A 15,777-nucleotide genomic window follows, 5' to 3' on the forward strand; every position below is an offset into this window, starting at 1 on the left:
TGAGCCGACGACGCTGGACATGGAAGGGGCCCGCCGCGATCGCGGCGGGCCCCTTTCTCAGGTGGTGTGCAAGCGGTGCCGGTGTGTCAGCCGATCTTCGCGAAGCCGTAGTTCAGGAGCTTCGTCGCGTCCGTCGCGCGCTGGGTGGCGTTGGTGGAGGCGAGGACCGTGCCGTAGACCGTCTTGCCGTTGCGGGTGGCCGCGAAGACGAGGCAGTACTTGGCCTCGGCGCCGGAGCCGGTCTTCACGCCGATCGTGCCGCTGTAGCTGCTGAGCAGGGTGTTCGTGTTGGTCCAGGCGGCCATCGTGCGGGTGGAGCCCGTCTTGGTGATGGTCTTCGCCGTGTACTTCTTGGTCTTGACGACCGTGCGCAGCGTGGAGCTCTTCATCGCGTTGCTGGCGAGGACCGTCAGGTCGCGCGGCGTCGAGTAGTTGCCGCCGTTGCCGATGCCGTCGAACGAGTCGAAGTGCGTGTTCGTCAGGCCGAGGTTCTTGGCCGTGGTGTTCATCTTGCCGATGAAGTTGGCCACGCGCTTGGCGCGCGTCGAGCCGGTGCCGAACTTGTCCGCGAGCGCGTAGGCCGCGTCACAGCCGGACGGCAGCATCAGCCCGTAGAGGAGCTGGCGGACGGTGACCTTGTCGCCGACGATCAGGTGCGCGGAGGAGGCACCCTTCGACACGATGTAGTCGCTGTAGGCCTTCTGGATCGTGACCTTGGCGTCGAGGTTCAGGTTCGACTGCGCGAGCACGACCTTCGCGGTCATGATCTTGGTGGTGGAGCCGGTGGAACGCTTGGTGTTGGCCGCCTTGCTGTACAGCCCCTTGCCGTTCGCGTTGTTCATCACGTAGCCGCCCTTGGCGACGATCGTGGGCGTGGTCACGGCCTGCGCGGGAGCCGCGGTGAGGGCTCCGGTCGCGAGCATCGCGCCGGACGTGATGGCGACGGCTGCGGCTCGGCGGATACGAACGCCCTTGATGCCGGTTATCAACTGAGATACCCCGATTACGTCGAATGCCCCTGCGGTGCGGCCAAGTTGAGGGGAGAGAAGATCGGGCCGCACGTGTCTGACACGTATGTAGCACGGATGGTTGTGCGACAGCTGGGGCGGGTCTGCTTCCGTGACGCGGTCATTACAGAAGCGGCGGCTACCGGACAGGCGGGCACCCGGACGGGCGGATACCGGGTGGGTGGCTCGTCCGGATGATGGACCCGCTCTCCTCATGCGTACGTGTTGTATCTAAGATGTCCCCATGGCTTCCGCACCACCCGCCCCGTCTCCCACCGTCAAGCAGCCGCCCGCCGCCGACCGCGTGTACGCCCACGTCAAACAGGGCGTCCTGGAGCGCCGCTACGAAGGCGGCACCCTGCTCACCGAGGGCGAGCTGGCCGACGCCGTCGGGGTCTCACGGACACCCGTGCGCGAGGCGCTGCTCCGTCTTGAGGTCGAGGGCCTGATCCGGCTCTACCCGAAGAAGGGCGCGCTCGTCCTGCCCGTCTCCTCGCAGGAGATCGCGGACGTGGTGGAGACCCGGATGCTGGTCGAGCAGCACACGGTCCGCAAGGTCGTACCTGCGTCACCGACCCTGATCGCCCGGCTCGAGGAGCTGCTCGCCCAGCAGAAGGAGCAGGCCGCCGCGGGAGACCTGGCCGGCGCCGCCGTCACCGACCGCTGCTTCCACGCCGAGATCGTCCGCAGCGGCGGCAACGAGATCCTCTCCCGCCTCTACGACCAACTCCGCGACCGGCAGCTGCGGATGGGCGTCGCCATCATGCACGCGCACCCCGACCGCATCGCCAAGACGCTCACCGAGCACGAGGCGATCCTCGACGCGCTGCGCACCGGCGACGCCGAGGCGGCCGCCGAGATCGTGCACCAGCACGTCGACTGGTTCTCCCACCTGGCCCGGGGCGAGGTCCGATGAGCGGCGGCAGTTCGCGTTCCGCACTGTCCCTGCCCGGTGATCCGCCCGGGGGCCGGCGCGCCATCGCCGTCTGGGGCATCGGCGTCTCCGTCTACTTCGTCGCCGTCATCTTCCGTACGTCGCTGGGGGTCGCGGGACTCGACGCGGCCGACCGCTTCCACGTGGGCGCCTCGGCCCTGTCGACCTTCTCGATCCTCCAGCTGCTGGTCTACGCCGGCATGCAGATACCCGTCGGCCTCCTGGTCGACCGGCTCGGCACCAAGAAGGTGCTGGCCATCGGCACCGTCCTGTTCACGGCAGGGCAGCTCGGCTTCGCCTTCTCACCCTCGTACGGCACCGCCCTCGCCTCCCGCGCCCTGCTCGGCTGCGGCGACGCGATGACCTTCATCAGCGTGCTGCGCCTCGGTACTCGGTGGTTCCCGGCCCGCCGTGGCCCGCTGGTCGCGCAGCTCGCGGGGCTCGCCGGCATGGCGGGCAACCTGGTCTCCACGCTGGTGCTGGCCCGGCTGCTGCACGGCGTCGGCTGGACGGCCGCCTTCGCGGGCAGCGCGGGCGCCGGCGTGATCGTGTTCGTCCTGCTCCTGCTGTTCCTCAAGGACCACCCCGAGGGCCACGAGCCGGAGCCCTTCCCGCACCAGGGCGCCGCCTACGTCCGCCGCCAGATCGCCGCCTCCTGGCGCGAGCCCGGGACCCGGCTCGGCCTGTGGGTGCACTTCACCACCCAGTTCCCGGCGATGGTGTTCCTGCTGCTGTGGGGCATGCCGTTCCTCGTCCAGGCACAGGGCCTGTCCCGCGCCACGGCCGGTGAACTCCTCACCCTGGTCGTCCTGTCGAACATGGCCTTCGGCCTCGTCTACGGCCAGGTCGTCGCCCGGCACCACGCGGCGCGGCTGCCGCTGGCGCTCGGCACGGTGGCGGCGACGGCGACGGTGTGGGCGGTGACGCTGGCGTACCCGTCCGAGCACGCGCCGATGTGGCTGCTGATCGTGCTGTGCTCGGTCCTCGGCGCGTGCGGGCCCGCCTCGATGCTCGGCTTCGACTTCGCCCGCCCGGCCAACCCGCCCGAACGTCAGGGCACGGCCTCCGGGATCACCAACATGGGCGGTTTCGTCGCCTCGATGACGACCCTGTTCGCGATCGGCGTGCTGCTGGACGCGACGGACGACGACTACAGCATCGCGTTCTCCGTGGTCTTCGTCCTCCAGGCCCTCGGCATCAGCCAGATCCTGCGCCTGCGCAAGCGGGCGGCCCGCCTGGAGCGCGAACGGCTGGTGGCCAGCCGGGTGGAGACGGTGCACGTACCGGCGTGAGCCGGGACACGTGCACGCCTGACCGACCCGGTACCGCTACTGCGTCACCGTGAAGTTCCGCAGGATCGCCCCCGTCAGCTCCGGATCGCCCTCCGCCTTCACCCGGTCCGCCGCCGCGTCCAGCGACACCCGGCCGCAGGCCAGCCGGACGTACGTCTCCCAGTCGAGGGTGAAGGTGGCGGCGGGGCCGAGCGCGGGGGCCGTCTCCAGGGTGCCGCGGCCCTGGATGTCGACGCGGATGGTGCGCAGGAACTCGATCGGACCGTGCACGTCGAAGACGATCGCCGAACTGCGCGGCGCGTCCGCCTTCTCGGCCACGATCGCGGGCAGCTCGGCGAGCAGCACGTCCCGGGCGACCTGCGCGCCGGGGGAGTCGAGGTTGCCGGGCCGGCCGAGGGCGGTGCGCAGATCCTGTTCGTGCACCCAGACGTTGAACGCGTGGGAGCGCATGGACTCTTCGAGGGTGAGCTCGGTGCCGAGGGGGGCGCGCACCTTGGCACCCGGGTCGCGCGACTCGTTGCGCAGCTGCCGGTTGCGGCGGATGATCACGTACTCCAGCTCGGAGGTCATCTCCGGTGCCGTGTGGTGGCGGCGGACGTCGACCTGCATCTCCATGTAGCGCTGGTGGTCGTTGGTGACGTGGTACAGGTCGCGCGGCAGGGTGTGGATGGGCCGCGGGTCGCCGAGCATCTCGCAGTCCAGCCCGATGACATGGGAGACCACGTCCCGCACCGACCAGGCGGGGACCGGGGTCCGGCGGTTCCACTCGCCCTCCACAAGCGGCTGGACCAGCTCGGATATCGCTTCGATGGAGTGGGTCCAGGCGTCGGCGTAGGGCTGGAGAGTGGGATGCAGACTCACGGAAACGGGACCCCTCGGCGGTCGGTACACGGGCTGGTTGGCGTCGTTGCCAGTGGGAGGTGGCTGCGCTGGGTGGGTGTCTTGAACCGCTAAGTTACGCTGCTGTGAGGCACCCCGGCAGTGCTTTCGTGTGACGATCGTAGGCCTGTGTGGACGGCTCGAATGCCAGGACGGTGGTAGTGTGCGCGCCTCTCTGCTCCAACTCGCCGTAGACCAGGGCGAATCGGTCGAATCACGTCGGCAGCGAGTGGCTTCCCTGGTACGCGAGCAGGCCGGGGCCGATCTCGTCGTACTGCCGGAGCTGTGGACCACCGGGGCGTTCGCCTACGAGGAGTTCGGCACCGAGGCCGAACCGCTGGACGGGCCCACCTACGAGGCGATGTCCAAGGCGGCGAGCGACGCGGGCGTGTGGCTGCACGCGGGCTCGATCCCGGAACGTGCCGGGGCCGGGGGCGACTTGGCGTCCGGCGCTGCTTCGACGTCTGACGGTCCTTCGCCGTCCGACGCCGGCTCGGCGTCCGTGAGTGACCCGGCGTCCGGTGCGGGCACGCTCTACAACACCTCGCTCGTCTTCTCCCCCTCCGGTGAACTGGCCGCGGCCTACCGCAAGATCCACCGCTTCGGCTTCGACAAGGGCGAGGCCGTGCTGATGGGCGCGGGGCGCGACCTGGTGACGGTCCGTCTGCCGGACACGGTCCTCGGCCTCGCGACCTGTTACGACCTCCGTTTCCCCGAACTCTTCCGTGGGCTCGTCGACGCGGGCGCCGAGACCCTGGTGATCCCGGCGGGCTGGCCCGAGCGCCGCCGCTCCCACTGGACGCTGCTGGCTCAGGCGCGGGCGGTGGAGAACCAGTCGTTCGTCCTTGCCTGCGGAACGGCCGGGACGCACGCCGGAGTTCCGCAGGCGGGTCACTCGATCGTGGTCGATCCCTGGGGCGAGGTCCTGGCGGAGGCCGGCGCCGGCGAGGAGGTCCTCACCGTCGAGTTCGACCCGGCGAGGGTGGGCGTGACGCGGGAACAGTTCCCGGCGCTGAAGGACCGGTTGCTGGGGCTGGACCCGCCCCGACGCTGACGGCTCCCCGGCACTGACCGCTCCCCGGCGCCGACCACGCTCCGACGCCGACCGAGCCTCGGAGCCGAGGGCGCCCCGGAGTCGAGGGCGGGTCACACCCCGTCCAGCAGCGCGGCGAGCCCGTGCTCCAGGGCCGGACCCACCGCCTCCTCGCCCGGCTCCGTCACCGTGTACGTCCGCAGCAGGAACCGGTGCAGGTCGGCCGTCCTGAACCGCAGCATGGCCACCCCGTCCAGGGTGTGCAGTTCCACGATCGTGTCCGTCGGCCCGCACGGCCAGATGTGCACGCTGCCGAGGCCGGTGGACGCGCCGAGACCCTCCTCCAGCAGCGCGCGGGCGAAGGTCCACGTCACCGGCTCACCGTCCAGCGCTATCCAGGCCGGGAACGCGAAGTGCACGGCGAGCGGGTCGTCGGAGCCGTAGCGAAGGGTGACGGGGACGGCCAGCTCCTGATCGCGGGTGATCAGTCGGGCGCCGGTGGGCTGGTCGAGGCTGACGTACACGGATGGTCTCCAAGGCGGGCGGGAGGTCGGCGAGTTGGTGCGTGACGCCGATGGCTGGTGGTGCCGATGTCTTCTCGACCGCCGGGAGGGGTTTCTGATTACGCGGTTTCGCGAGTGGCGACTGTGACCTGCGTCACCTTTCATTTCGGCCGCAACTTTAATTGAAACCTTTGTCATCTAGGGTGACAAACCCATCGGGGCCATCCCCCAGCAGGCAACTGGAGTTCCTGCCATGAACGACGGTTCCACCGCCGAGTACGCCCGCGTGTACGCGGAGCAGCAGCCGCGTCTCGTCGCCTACGCGCGCTCGCTCACCAGGAACTCCTGGACCGCCGACGACATCGTCGCCGAGGCCCACTTCCGGGTCTGGCGGCGGCTGTCCGCCGGGCACGAGATCGACAACGTGCCGGCGTACCTGATGACGACGGTGCGGCGGCTGGCCACCGCGGCCGGGGGCGCCGTACGTGAGACACCGCGGGATCCGCAGACCGACGAGCGGGCCGAGGCCGGCGCGCACGGGGACGACCCCGCGGAGCGGGTGTCCTCCGTCGACCTCCTCACGCGCGTGCTGGGCGAACTCCCCGAACGCTGGGTCAAGGCACTGTGGTTGGCCGAGGCGGAGGGTCAGCCGCTCGCCGCGATCGGGCCGCAGCTCGGCACGCGCGAGGGGGCGACGGCGGTCCTGCTCCATCGCGCGCGTGAAGGCATGCGGCAGGCGTTCCTGCGCACCCAGACCGGCGCTCCCGACGATCCCGCGTGCCAGGTGCACTGGGCGCGCATGCCCGCGTACGTCCGCGGCAACGCGACGGCCCGTCAGTCCGAACGGCTGCTCGGACACGTGGACGCGTGCGACGACTGCCGTGAGCGGCTCGCCCTGTTGATGCAGACGAACAGCAAGCTGCCCGCACTGGTCGGACCGGCGCTGTTGGTGTTCGCGGTGGGCGGGGCCGGAAAGTGGCTCCTGTCGGGGGTGGCGGGCGCGGCGGGCGCCGCGGGTTCGGCGGGAGCCGCAGTGAGCGGTACGTCGGGCGCCGGTGCCTCGGGTGCCGGTGGAGGCGCCGGGGCGAGCGGAAGCGCGGCTTCCGGTTCGGGTGCGAGTAGTGGGGCGAGCGCAGGTAGCGGTGCCGGGGCTTCGGCGGGCGGTTCCGGCGGGGCGTCCGCGGGGGCGGCCGGTTCGGCCGGCGGGCATGGCGCTGCGGCCGGACTCGCGGGCGGTCATAGCGGCGCGGCCGGGATTGCCGGTGGTCATGGCAGTGCGGCCGGGGTTGCCGGCGGGCACGGTGGCGCGGCCGGGCTTGCGGGTGGTGGGCACGGTGGTGGGCTGTTGCACGGGGTGAAGTCCGCCGTGGCCGGGGGTGCGAAGGCGCCGGTGGCGGTGGCCGCCGGTGCCGCCGTGGCCGGTGCCGTGGCGATCTGCATCGCGCTCGGGTCGGTCGACCCCGGTCCGGTCACCGTGGACAAGGGGTCGGTGCGGGAGACGCCCGTCGCTCAGGCGCCGGCCGGGCAGCCGGAGACGGGCGACGCGACGGCCACGCCCGGCACCACGGAGGGAACGCGGACGCCGAGAGCCGGTTCGACGCCGTCCGACGTGCCGGTCCCGGTCTCGTACGACGTCGGCGACTCGGGGGCTGGAGCTGCCACGCCGGTACCGGCACCGCCTCCGCTCCCGCCCCTGCCTCCGTCTCCGACGCCGATACCCACGCCCACCTCGGCGCCTTCGGGCCCGGGCACGCCGGCGCCCGAGCCGACGTCACCGGAGCCTTCGACCCCTGAGCCCTCGACTCCTGAACCCACGTCACCCGAGCCCACCTATCCCGAGCCCACGTCACCCGAGCCCACGAAGCCCGTCGAGGAACCGACGGAGCCCGCACCGTCCCCGTCCCCCACGGACGACTGCCCCCCTCCGGTGCAGTCCGCTCCCCGGTACCCCGTCTAGGGCCTGTCCGGCGGATCAGTCCGGCGTCGCGGGCCCTGGCACGCACATCTGCCGCGTTGTCGTCGGTCGCCGACTCCCCCACGCTCGGCTTCGCTCGCGCGGGGGGACCCCCATCGCGTCGACTCCCTCCTCCGCCTTGCAGCTGCACGCACCAGACCCCGCTCGACTCGGCCAAGAAGCACCGCACCTCACAGCCGGCCTGATCCGCCGGACAGGCCCTAGTCCTCCCGCTCAGTCCTCCCGCTCCTTCTCCGCCAGGTGGATCACGCACACCGCCACCGCGATCAGCAGCGCCGGATCCGCGTCGTCGCGGACGACGTCGACGCCGTACGTCTCGCGGATGTGCATCCAGCGGCGGGAGATCACGGCCAGCAGTTCGTTGTCGTACTCGACGGCGAACTCGCGGTCGAGGATCTTGCCGCTGACGTCGAGCTCGGTGCCGTCGACGAGGGCCACGCGGTAGTGGTTGCGCAGGAGGGAGAGGCGTTTTCGCTTGATGCGGGCGAGGGGTTCGCCGTCCCGTTCGATCACCATGGTGTCGCGCAGGGCGAGCATCTTCTTGTGGATGTCGATGAGGACGCGCCCTCGCGTGTCCTTCAGCTCGAAGGTGTCCCGCAGCCGCATGGCCTTGCCGTCGACGAGGAACACCTTGTTGCCGTGTTCGTCCTCGATCCAGTAGTCGTCACCGAAGCCGAGGAGCCGGTCGCGCACGAGGAATCTCATACCGTCACGGCTTCCCCGGTCCCGGGTCCGCGACGCCGCCGATAGGCCGACGGACTGACTCCGCCGGGGTGACTGTCAGTGGCGGGTGGCACTCTTGACGCATGAGCGACTCCACTCCCCGACGCGTCCGCGTCCGCGCTCCCGAGCTGGTCGGCAAAGGCGGCTGGTTGAACACGGGCGACCAGCGGTACACCCTCGCCGACCTGCGCGGACGCATCGTCGTCCTGGATTTCTGGACGTTCTGTTGTGTGAACTGTCTGCATGTCCTGGACGAGTTGCGGGAGCTGGAGGAGAAGCACGCCGACACGGTCGTGGTGATCGGGGTGCACTCGCCGAAGTTCGTCCACGAGGCGGAGCACGCGGCGGTGGCCGACGCCGTCGAGCGGTACGGAGTGGCGCACCCGGTCCTCGACGACCCGGAGCTGGCGACCTGGAAGCAGTACGCCGTGCGCGCGTGGCCGACGCTGGTCGTGATCGACCCCGAGGGGTACGTCGTCGCGCAGCACGCGGGCGAGGGCCATGTGCACGCCATCGAGCGGCTGGTGACGGAGCTGGAGGCCGAGCACGGGGCGAAGGGCACGCTGCGGCGCGGCGACGGCCCGTACGTGGCGCCGGAGCCGGAGCCGACGGTGCTGCGCTTCCCGGGCAAGGCCATCGTCCTGCCCGGCGGGACCTTCCTGGTCAGCGACACCACCCGGCATCAGCTCGTCGAGCTCGCCGCGGACGGGGAGAGCGTCGTACGGCGGATCGGCACGGGCACGCGCGGGTTCGCGGACGGCGGCCCGGACACCGCCGCCTTCAGCGAGCCGCAGGGGCTCGCGCCGCTCGACGACGGTTCCGTGGTCGTCGCCGACACCGTGAACCACGCGCTGCGCCGCCTCGACCTCGCGACCGGCGGGGTCACCACCCTGGCCGGCACCGGCCGGCAGTGGTGGCAGGGGGCGCCCACCTCCGGGCCGGCCCGCGAGGTCGACCTGTCCTCACCGTGGGACGTCGCCCTGTGGGACGGCCAGGTGTGGATCGCCATGGCCGGGGTGCATCAGTTGTGGGTCTACGATCCGGAGGAGCGGACCGTCGCCGTCGCCGCGGGCACGACCAACGAGGGGCTCGTCGACGGGCCCGCCGCCGAGGCCTGGTTCGCGCAGCCGTCCGGGCTCGCCGCGACGCCCGAGCGGCTGTGGCTCGCCGACTCCGAGACGTCCGCCCTGCGCTGGGTCGATCTGGACGGCAGCGTGCACACGGCGGTGGGTACGGGGTTGTTCGACTTCGGTCATCGCGACGGGGCGGCCGAACAGGCGCTGCTCCAGCACCCGTTGGGCGTCACCGCGCTGCCCGACGGCTCGGTCGCGATCAGCGACACGTACAACCACGCGCTGCGCCGCTTCGACCCCGCGACCGGCGAGGTCACCACGCTGGCCACGGATCTGCGGGAGCCGAGCGACGCCGTGCTCGTCGGCGACGACATCGTGGTCGTCGAGTCGGCCCGCCACCGGCTGACCCGGCTGCGGCTGCCGGAGGAGGCGGTACGGGTGGCCGCGGTCGCCCATCGGACGCAGCGCGCCGCGACCGAAGTGGCGGCGGGGAAGCTGCGGTTGGACGTGATCTTCCAGGCGCCCGCCGGTCAGAAGCTCGACACCCGCTACGGCCCCTCGACCCGGCTCCTGGTCTCCGCCACCCCGCCCGAGCTGCTGCTCGCGGGCGAGGGAGCGGACACGGATCTCGTACGGGATCTGGAGCTCAACCCGGCGGTCGAGGAAGGCGTGTTGCACGTCTCGGCGATGGCCGCCTCGTGCGACGACGACCCAGCCGTCGAGTACCCGGCCTGCCATGTGCACCAGCAGGACTGGGGCGTTCCGGTCCGCCTCACCGAGGGCGGGGCGGACCGGCTGCCGCTGGTCCTGGCGGGCATGGACGAGCGAGAGGCGTGAGCGCTCCGAAAGACCTTTCGGGCCTCGAAATTCTTCACGCTATTCACACAACTGAACACGTTGGCTTCGCGCGCAGTTGTTCGCGATTGACCGTTACACGCCGTATCCGCCGCCGTAGCCGTCGCGGCGGCGGTTCGGGTCCTCGTCGATCACCGAAGTGGTCGGCGGTACCACCACACGCCTGCGCCGGGCGATGCTGCTGAACGTGCTGACGCCGATGAGTCCGACGGCCATGAGGATGACGCCGACCAGGTCGAGGTTGACCCCCTTCATGTGCCAGTCGGTCGCGAAGGTGAGGATGGCTCCCGAAGCGATCAGGATGATGCATCCACCGAGGCCCATGAGTGTCGCCTCCTGTCCGGCCCGGTCCTTCCGGTCCGGACCTCCGGGTACCCCGGCGTACAACACCCATGCGCCACCGCGCCGTTGACAACCCGTCCGGCTGCCCCCGCGACTACCCGTCCAGGAACGCCACCAGCGCGTTGGCCAGCAGATGCGGGTCGTCCGCGCCGCACAGTTCGCGGGCGCTGTGCATCGAGAGGATCGCGGCACCGATGTCCACGGTCTTGATGCCGTGCCGGGCCGCGGTGATCGGGCCGATCGTCGTGCCGCAGGGCATGGAGTTGTTGGACACGAACGACTGGAAGGGCACGCCCGCCTTCTCGCAGGCGGCGGCGAACACCGCGCGGCCCGAACCGTCCGTGGCGTAGCGGTTGTTGACGTTGACCTTGAGGATCGGCCCGCCGTTGACCCGCGGGTGGTGCGTCGGGTCGTGCCGCTCGGCGTAGTTGGGGTGCACCGCGTGACCGGTGTCGGAGGAGAGGCAGACGGTGCCGGCGAAGGCTCTCGCCCGGTCCTCGTAGGAGCCGCCGCGGGCGAACACCGAACGCTCCAGCACACTGCCGAGCAGCGGCCCGTCCGCGCCCGTGTCCGACTGCGAGCCGTTCTCCTCGTGGTCGAAGGCGGCGAGTACGGGGATGGAGGGCAGGTTCCCGACGGAGACCGCGGCGAGCGCGGCCACGCCGGCGTGCACCGAGAGCAGGTTGTCCATGCGCGGGCCCGCGACCAGGTCCTTGTCCCGGCCCAGGTAGGCCGGCGGCTCCACGGAGTGCACCATCAGGTCCCAGCCGGTGACCTCGCCCGCCGCGAGCCCGGCCGTCTCCTCCACGAAGGCGATCAGGTCGCCGTCGCGCACGTCGTTGCCGAGACCCCACACCGGCTGCAGATGCCGCTGCTTGTCGAGCTTGAGCCCCTCCGCCGCCACCGAACGGTCCAGGTGGATGGCGAGTTGGGGCACCCGCAGCAGCGGCCGGTCCACGTTGACCAGGCGGGTCGAGCCGTCCCGCAGGGTCACCCGGCCGGCCAGGCCCAGGTCACGGTCGAGCCAGGAGTTCAGCAGCGGCCCGCCGTAGATCTCCACGGCGACCTGGCGCCAGCCGTGCGCCCCGGTGTCGGGCAGCGGCTTGACCCGCAGGTTCGGGGAGTCGGTGTGCGCGCCGACGATACGGAACGGCGTGTGGGGCGCCGCGCCCTCGGGGACGTACCAGGCCACGATCGCGCCGCCGCGCAGCACGTACTTCCCGCCGGTCGTCCCGTCCCAGGCATCCGTCTCCACGACCTGCCTGAACCCTGCCTTCTCCAGCCGCTCGGCGGAGCCGGCCACCGCGTGGTACGGCGACGGGCTGGCCGTCAGGAAGGACATGAGGTCGTCGGTGTGGCCGCGGTCGAAGCGGGGGGGTTCGCTCATGGGGTTCACCTTAACGACGTACGAAGGCCCACTCCGCGTGCTGGGGAGCGGGCCCTCGGGAGGCGATGTGGAGTTCTGGCTACCCAGATCCCGGGCCGCTGGAACCACGACCGGGACCGGGTGACCGGTCTCTCATCAGAACGCGGCTTCGTCGAGCTCCATGACGTCCAGGTCGACGTTCTCGGCGAGCTTGCGGGCGCCGGTGACGCCCGGCAGGACGTTGGCCGCGAAGAACTTCGCCGCCGCGATCTTGCCGGTGTAGAAGGCCACATCCTTGGCGGGGGCCGTCTCCAGCTTCTCGGCGGCGACGGCGGCGCCCTTGAGGAGCAGGTAGCCGACGATCACGTCGCCGGAGGCGAGCAGCAGGCGGGTGCTGTTCAGACCGACCTTGTAGATGTTCTTGACGTCCTGCTCGGTGGCCGCGAGGTCGGTCAGCATCAGGCCGACGATCGCCTCCAGCTCGACGGCCGCCTTGGCGAGGTGCTCGCGGGCGCCGGCCAGCTGCTCGCCGCCGGTGCCGAGCGCGAGGAACTTCTTGATGTCCTCGGCCAGGGAGTTGAGCGCCGAGCCCTGGTTGCGGACGATCTTCCGGAAGAAGAAGTCCTGGCCCTGGATCGCCGTCGTGCCCTCGTACAGGGTGTCGATCTTGGCGTCCCGGATGTACTGCTCGATCGGGTACTCCTGGAGGAAGCCGGAGCCGCCGAAGGTCTGGAGCGACTGCGCGAGCTGCTCGTAGCCCTTCTCGGAGCCGTAACCCTTCACGATCGGCAGGAGCAGGTCGTTGAGCGCGTGCTCGGTCTTCGCGTCCTCGCCGTTCGTCTCCTTGACCTGGATCGCGTCCTGGATCGAGGCGGTGTACAGGACGAGGGCGCGCATGCCCTCGGCGTACGCCTTCTGCGTGATCAGCGAGCGGCGGACGTCCGGGTGGTGGGTGATGGTGACCTTGGGCGCGGTCTTGTCGCCGAAGGCGGCGAGGTCGGTGCCCTGGACGCGCTCCTTGGCGTACTCCAGCGCGTTCAGGTAGCCCGTCGACAGCGTGGAGATGGCCTTCGTGCCGACCATCATCCGCGCGAACTCGATGATCCGGAACATCTGGCGGATGCCGTCGTGCCGGTCGCCGATCAGCCAGCCCTTGGCGGGCTGCCGGTCGCCGAAGGTCATCTCGCAGGTGTTGGAGGCCTTCAGGCCCATCTTGTGCTCGACGTTGGTGGCGTAGACGCCGTTGCGCTCGCCCAGCTCGCCGGTCTCGAAGTCGAAGAGGTACTTCGGTACGAGGAAGAGGGACAGGCCCTTGGTGCCGGGCCCGGCACCCTCGGGGCGCGCCAGCACGTAGTGGAGGATGTTCTCCTCCATGTCGTGCTCACCGGAGGTGATGAAGCGCTTGACGCCCTCGATGTGCCAGGAGCCGTCCTCCTGCTGGACCGCCTTCGTGCGGCCGGCGCCGACGTCCGAGCCCGCGTCGGGCTCGGTGAGCACCATGGTGGAGCCCCAGGTCTTCTCCACGGCGATCCTGGCGAGCTTCTTCTGCTCCTCGGTGCCCTCCTCGAAGAGGATGCGGGCGAACGCCGGGCCGGAGGAGTACATCCACACGGCCGGGTTCGCGCCGAGCACCAGCTCCGCGTACGCCCAGATCAGGGACGGCGGAGCGGTGGTGCCGCCGATCTCCTCGGGCAGGCCCAGGCGCCAGTACTCCGCGTCCATGAAGGCCTTGTAGCTCTTCTTGAAGGACGCCGGGACCGGCGCGGTGTTCGTCTCCGGGTCGAAGACCGGGGGGTTGCGGTCGGCGTCCGCGAAGGACTCCGCCAGCTCGTTCTCGGCGAGGCGGGTGAGCTCGTCGAGGATGCTCTTCGCGGTCTCGGCGTCCATCTCCTCGAAGGGCCCGGTGCCGTACAGCTTGTCGCGGCCGAGTACTTCGAAGAGGTTGAACTCGATGTCGCGGAGATTCGACTTGTAGTGCCCCATGGTGACGGCTCCCGGCTCCGTAGAGAGATCGGCGAGGCACTGGATCCTCGCGCTGGTTCAGATGGATAAACGTGTACCAATAAGTAGCTACGATGATGCTACCCGTCGGTAATAAGAAGCAACCCCGATTGGGTCATCTGTGACTCAGTACTCTTTGGGGCATGTACGGCTACGACCAGGGTGTGGGCGCTCAGCAACAGCAGTACGCCCAAGGACAGCAGCAGATGCCGGGCGGGTACGGCCAGCAGCCGCCGCTGTACCCCGAGCCGTCCCCACCGTCCCTCGCGGACGCGGTGCGGGCGTTCACCACCGGCCAGTTGGCGGCCGAGGACTTCCAGCAGGTCTTCGCCACATCGAAGGTGTACTGCCCGCGGGGCGACAACCCCGGGTTCCTGGCGCTGCACAACACGCAGCAGCCGGTGATCCCGATGTTCACCTCGCTCAAGGAGCTGCGGCGGTACGCGGGCAAGGAGTCCAAGTACTTCGTGATCACCGGCGCCGAGGTGATCGACCTCCTGCCCACCGGCTACGGCTTCGTCCTCGACATGGAGGGCGAGCACAGGATGGTCTTCGACGCGAAGGCGGTCGAACAGATGGTCGACTTCGCGATGCGTCGCATGTACGGCTGATCCGCATCCCCAGACCTGGAAGCCCGGAGGGAATGTCCTCCGGGCTTTCTCTGTTAGGGGTGGCAGAAAGTTCAATGCTCAACTAAACTGGCCGCACAAGGAGGTACCGACATGCCTGCAGTGACCGTCGAGAACCCGTTGACGCTCCCGCGCGTGACCACGCCGGTCGATGCCGTGGCACGCCCCGTGCTCGGCGTCACGACCGCCCCGAGCGGATTCGAGGGCGAGGGCTTCCCGGTGCGCCGCGCGTTCGCCGGGATCCACTACCGCCACCTCGACCCGTTCATCATGATGGACCAGATGGGTGAGGTGGAGTACGCGCCGGGCGAGCCCAAGGGCACTCCCTGGCACCCCCACCGCGGTTTCGAGACCGTCACCTACATCATCGACGGCGTCTTCGACCACCAGGACTCCAACGGTGGCGGCGGCACGATCACCAACGGCGACACCCAGTGGATGACGGCGGGCGCGGGCCTGCTGCACATCGAGGCGCCGCCGGAGTCCCTGGTCGTGTCCGGCGGCCTCTTCCACGGGCTCCAGCTGTGGGTGAACCTCCCGGCCAAGGACAAGATGATGGCCCCGCGCTACCAGGACATCCGCGGCGGCAACGTTCAGCTGCTCACCACCCCCGACGGCGGCGCGCTCCTGCGGGTCATCGCCGGTGAGCTGGACGGTCACGCGGGCCCCGGCATCACGCACACGCCGATCACGATGATCCACGCGACGCTGGCGCCGGGCGCCGAGCTGACCCTGCCGTGGCGCGAGGACTTCAACGGTCTCGCGTACGTGCTGGCCGGCAAGGGCGCGGTGGGCGCCGAGCGCAGGCCGATCCACCTGGGCCAGACCGCCGTCTTCGGGGCGGGTTCCTCGCTGACCGTCCGCGCGGACGAGCAGCAGGACTCGAACACCCCGGACATGGAGGTCGTCCTCCTCGGCGGGCAGCCGATCCGTGAGCCGATGGCCCACTACGGCCCGTTCGTCATGAACAACCAGGCCGAACTCCAGCAGGCCTTCGAGGACTTCCAGAAGGGCCGCCTGGGCACCATCCCGGCGGTGCACGGCATGAACGAGAGCGGCCCCCAGGGCTGACCGGTTCCGGACCAGCGTCGTCCGGTTCCGCGGAAGGGCCCCGCCCGGCCACGACAGCCGGACGGGGCCCTTCCGTCCGCACGGGCGCCGCCGA

The 15,777-nt window shown here is 70.4% G+C and carries 14 protein-coding genes; 7 read left to right on the forward strand and 7 right to left on the reverse strand.

Annotation, left to right across the window (positions count from 1 at the left end; genetic code table 11):
* Window positions 1-86: 86 nt before the first annotated feature.
* A complete protein-coding gene (locus ACIP6U_RS22340; RefSeq protein ID WP_123998901.1) occupies window positions 87-989 on the reverse strand; it encodes a D-alanyl-D-alanine carboxypeptidase in 903 nt (300 codons plus the stop codon).
* A gap of 262 nt (window positions 990-1,251) precedes the next feature.
* Here ACIP6U_RS22340 and ACIP6U_RS22345 point away from each other — a divergent pair, with 262 nt between their 5' ends.
* Window positions 1,252-1,923: a GntR family transcriptional regulator gene (locus ACIP6U_RS22345; protein WP_401720417.1), complete on the forward strand. Its 672-nt coding sequence runs from the start codon at window positions 1,252-1,254 to the stop codon at window positions 1,921-1,923.
* The gene (locus tag ACIP6U_RS22350) at window positions 1,920-3,233 is read left to right on the forward strand and encodes a nitrate/nitrite transporter (RefSeq protein WP_401720419.1); all 1,314 of its coding nucleotides are present in this window, start codon (window positions 1,920-1,922) and stop codon (window positions 3,231-3,233) included. Before ACIP6U_RS22345 ends, ACIP6U_RS22350 begins: the two co-directional genes overlap by 4 nt.
* Window positions 3,234-3,269: 36 nt before the next feature.
* Here ACIP6U_RS22350 and ACIP6U_RS22355 read toward each other — a convergent pair whose 3' ends face one another.
* Window positions 3,270-4,094: a maleylpyruvate isomerase family mycothiol-dependent enzyme gene (locus ACIP6U_RS22355; RefSeq protein WP_401720422.1), complete on the reverse strand. Its 825-nt coding sequence runs from the start codon at window positions 4,092-4,094 to the stop codon at window positions 3,270-3,272.
* Between the two features lie 181 nt (window positions 4,095-4,275).
* Between ACIP6U_RS22355 and ACIP6U_RS22360 the strand changes: the two genes are divergently transcribed.
* Entirely contained in the window at window positions 4,276-5,166 is an 891-nt protein-coding gene (locus tag ACIP6U_RS22360; RefSeq protein ID WP_401720424.1) for a carbon-nitrogen family hydrolase, read from the forward strand.
* Between the two features lie 92 nt (window positions 5,167-5,258).
* Here the strand turns inward: ACIP6U_RS22360 and ACIP6U_RS22365 are convergent, their stop codons facing one another.
* Entirely contained in the window at window positions 5,259-5,669 is a 411-nt protein-coding gene (locus ACIP6U_RS22365; RefSeq protein WP_401720427.1) for an SsgA family sporulation/cell division regulator, read from the reverse strand.
* 232 nt (window positions 5,670-5,901) lie between these two features.
* Between ACIP6U_RS22365 and ACIP6U_RS22370 the strand changes: the two genes are divergently transcribed.
* On the forward strand, window positions 5,902-7,605 hold the full coding sequence (locus ACIP6U_RS22370) for a sigma-70 family RNA polymerase sigma factor (protein WP_401720429.1): 1,704 nt from the start codon (window positions 5,902-5,904) through the stop codon (window positions 7,603-7,605).
* A gap of 231 nt (window positions 7,606-7,836) precedes the next feature.
* Here ACIP6U_RS22370 and ACIP6U_RS22375 read toward each other — a convergent pair whose 3' ends face one another.
* Window positions 7,837-8,328 carry an LURP-one-related/scramblase family protein gene (locus ACIP6U_RS22375; RefSeq protein WP_123998894.1) on the reverse strand — a complete coding sequence of 164 codons (492 nt, stop codon included), beginning with the start codon at window positions 8,326-8,328 and terminating at the stop codon, window positions 7,837-7,839.
* 101 nt (window positions 8,329-8,429) lie between these two features.
* Here ACIP6U_RS22375 and ACIP6U_RS22380 point away from each other — a divergent pair, with 101 nt between their 5' ends.
* The gene (locus tag ACIP6U_RS22380) at window positions 8,430-10,256 is read left to right on the forward strand and encodes an NHL domain-containing thioredoxin family protein (RefSeq protein ID WP_401720431.1); all 1,827 of its coding nucleotides are present in this window, start codon (window positions 8,430-8,432) and stop codon (window positions 10,254-10,256) included.
* A gap of 93 nt (window positions 10,257-10,349) precedes the next feature.
* Here ACIP6U_RS22380 and ACIP6U_RS22385 read toward each other — a convergent pair whose 3' ends face one another.
* From ACIP6U_RS22385 to ACIP6U_RS22395, 3 genes are all read right to left on the reverse strand, one after another.
* The gene (locus ACIP6U_RS22385; RefSeq protein ID WP_280875979.1) at window positions 10,350-10,598 is read right to left on the reverse strand and encodes a DUF6458 family protein; all 249 of its coding nucleotides are present in this window, start codon (window positions 10,596-10,598) and stop codon (window positions 10,350-10,352) included.
* Window positions 10,599-10,710: 112 nt separating this feature from the next.
* The gene (locus tag ACIP6U_RS22390) at window positions 10,711-12,003 is read right to left on the reverse strand and encodes a M18 family aminopeptidase (protein WP_401720434.1); all 1,293 of its coding nucleotides are present in this window, start codon (window positions 12,001-12,003) and stop codon (window positions 10,711-10,713) included.
* 135 nt (window positions 12,004-12,138) lie between these two features.
* Complete coding sequence (locus ACIP6U_RS22395) at window positions 12,139-13,965, reverse strand: acyl-CoA dehydrogenase (RefSeq protein WP_401720437.1); 1,827 nt, start codon at window positions 13,963-13,965, stop codon at window positions 12,139-12,141.
* A gap of 161 nt (window positions 13,966-14,126) precedes the next feature.
* On the opposite strand from ACIP6U_RS22395, the gene ACIP6U_RS22400 reads away from it, so the two are divergent.
* Together ACIP6U_RS22400 and ACIP6U_RS22405 are read left to right on the forward strand one after the other, a co-directional pair.
* On the forward strand, window positions 14,127-14,594 hold the full coding sequence (locus ACIP6U_RS22400) for an SseB family protein (RefSeq protein ID WP_123998889.1): 468 nt from the start codon (window positions 14,127-14,129) through the stop codon (window positions 14,592-14,594).
* Between the two features lie 111 nt (window positions 14,595-14,705).
* On the forward strand, window positions 14,706-15,683 hold the full coding sequence (locus ACIP6U_RS22405; protein ID WP_401720439.1) for a pirin family protein: 978 nt from the start codon (window positions 14,706-14,708) through the stop codon (window positions 15,681-15,683).
* The last annotated feature ends 94 nt before the right edge of the window (window positions 15,684-15,777 follow it).

The sequence above is a fragment of the Streptomyces sp. NPDC088794 genome, from assembly GCF_044750545.1.
GTDB lineage: Bacteria > Actinomycetota > Actinomycetes > Streptomycetales > Streptomycetaceae > Streptomyces.

Bases quoted from the DNA above. Each gene is read 5' to 3' on its own strand.
- ACIP6U_RS22390 (WP_401720434.1), bottom strand. From the start codon at position 12,003: ATGAGCGAACCCCCCCGCTTCGACCGCGGCCACACCGACGACCTCATG.
- ACIP6U_RS22350 (WP_401720419.1), top strand. From the start codon at position 1,920: ATGAGCGGCGGCAGTTCGCGTTCCGCACTGTCCCTGCCCGGTGATCCG.
- ACIP6U_RS22375 (WP_123998894.1), bottom strand. From the start codon at position 8,328: ATGAGATTCCTCGTGCGCGACCGGCTCCTCGGCTTCGGTGACGACTAC.
- ACIP6U_RS22385 (WP_280875979.1), bottom strand. From the start codon at position 10,598: ATGGGCCTCGGTGGATGCATCATCCTGATCGCTTCGGGAGCCATCCTC.
- ACIP6U_RS22405 (WP_401720439.1), top strand. From the start codon at position 14,706: ATGCCTGCAGTGACCGTCGAGAACCCGTTGACGCTCCCGCGCGTGACC.
- ACIP6U_RS22380 (WP_401720431.1), top strand. From the start codon at position 8,430: ATGAGCGACTCCACTCCCCGACGCGTCCGCGTCCGCGCTCCCGAGCTG.
- ACIP6U_RS22370 (WP_401720429.1), top strand. From the start codon at position 5,902: ATGAACGACGGTTCCACCGCCGAGTACGCCCGCGTGTACGCGGAGCAG.
- ACIP6U_RS22400 (WP_123998889.1), top strand. From the start codon at position 14,127: ATGTACGGCTACGACCAGGGTGTGGGCGCTCAGCAACAGCAGTACGCC.
- ACIP6U_RS22345 (WP_401720417.1), top strand. From the start codon at position 1,252: ATGGCTTCCGCACCACCCGCCCCGTCTCCCACCGTCAAGCAGCCGCCC.
- ACIP6U_RS22395 (WP_401720437.1), bottom strand. From the start codon at position 13,965: ATGGGGCACTACAAGTCGAATCTCCGCGACATCGAGTTCAACCTCTTC.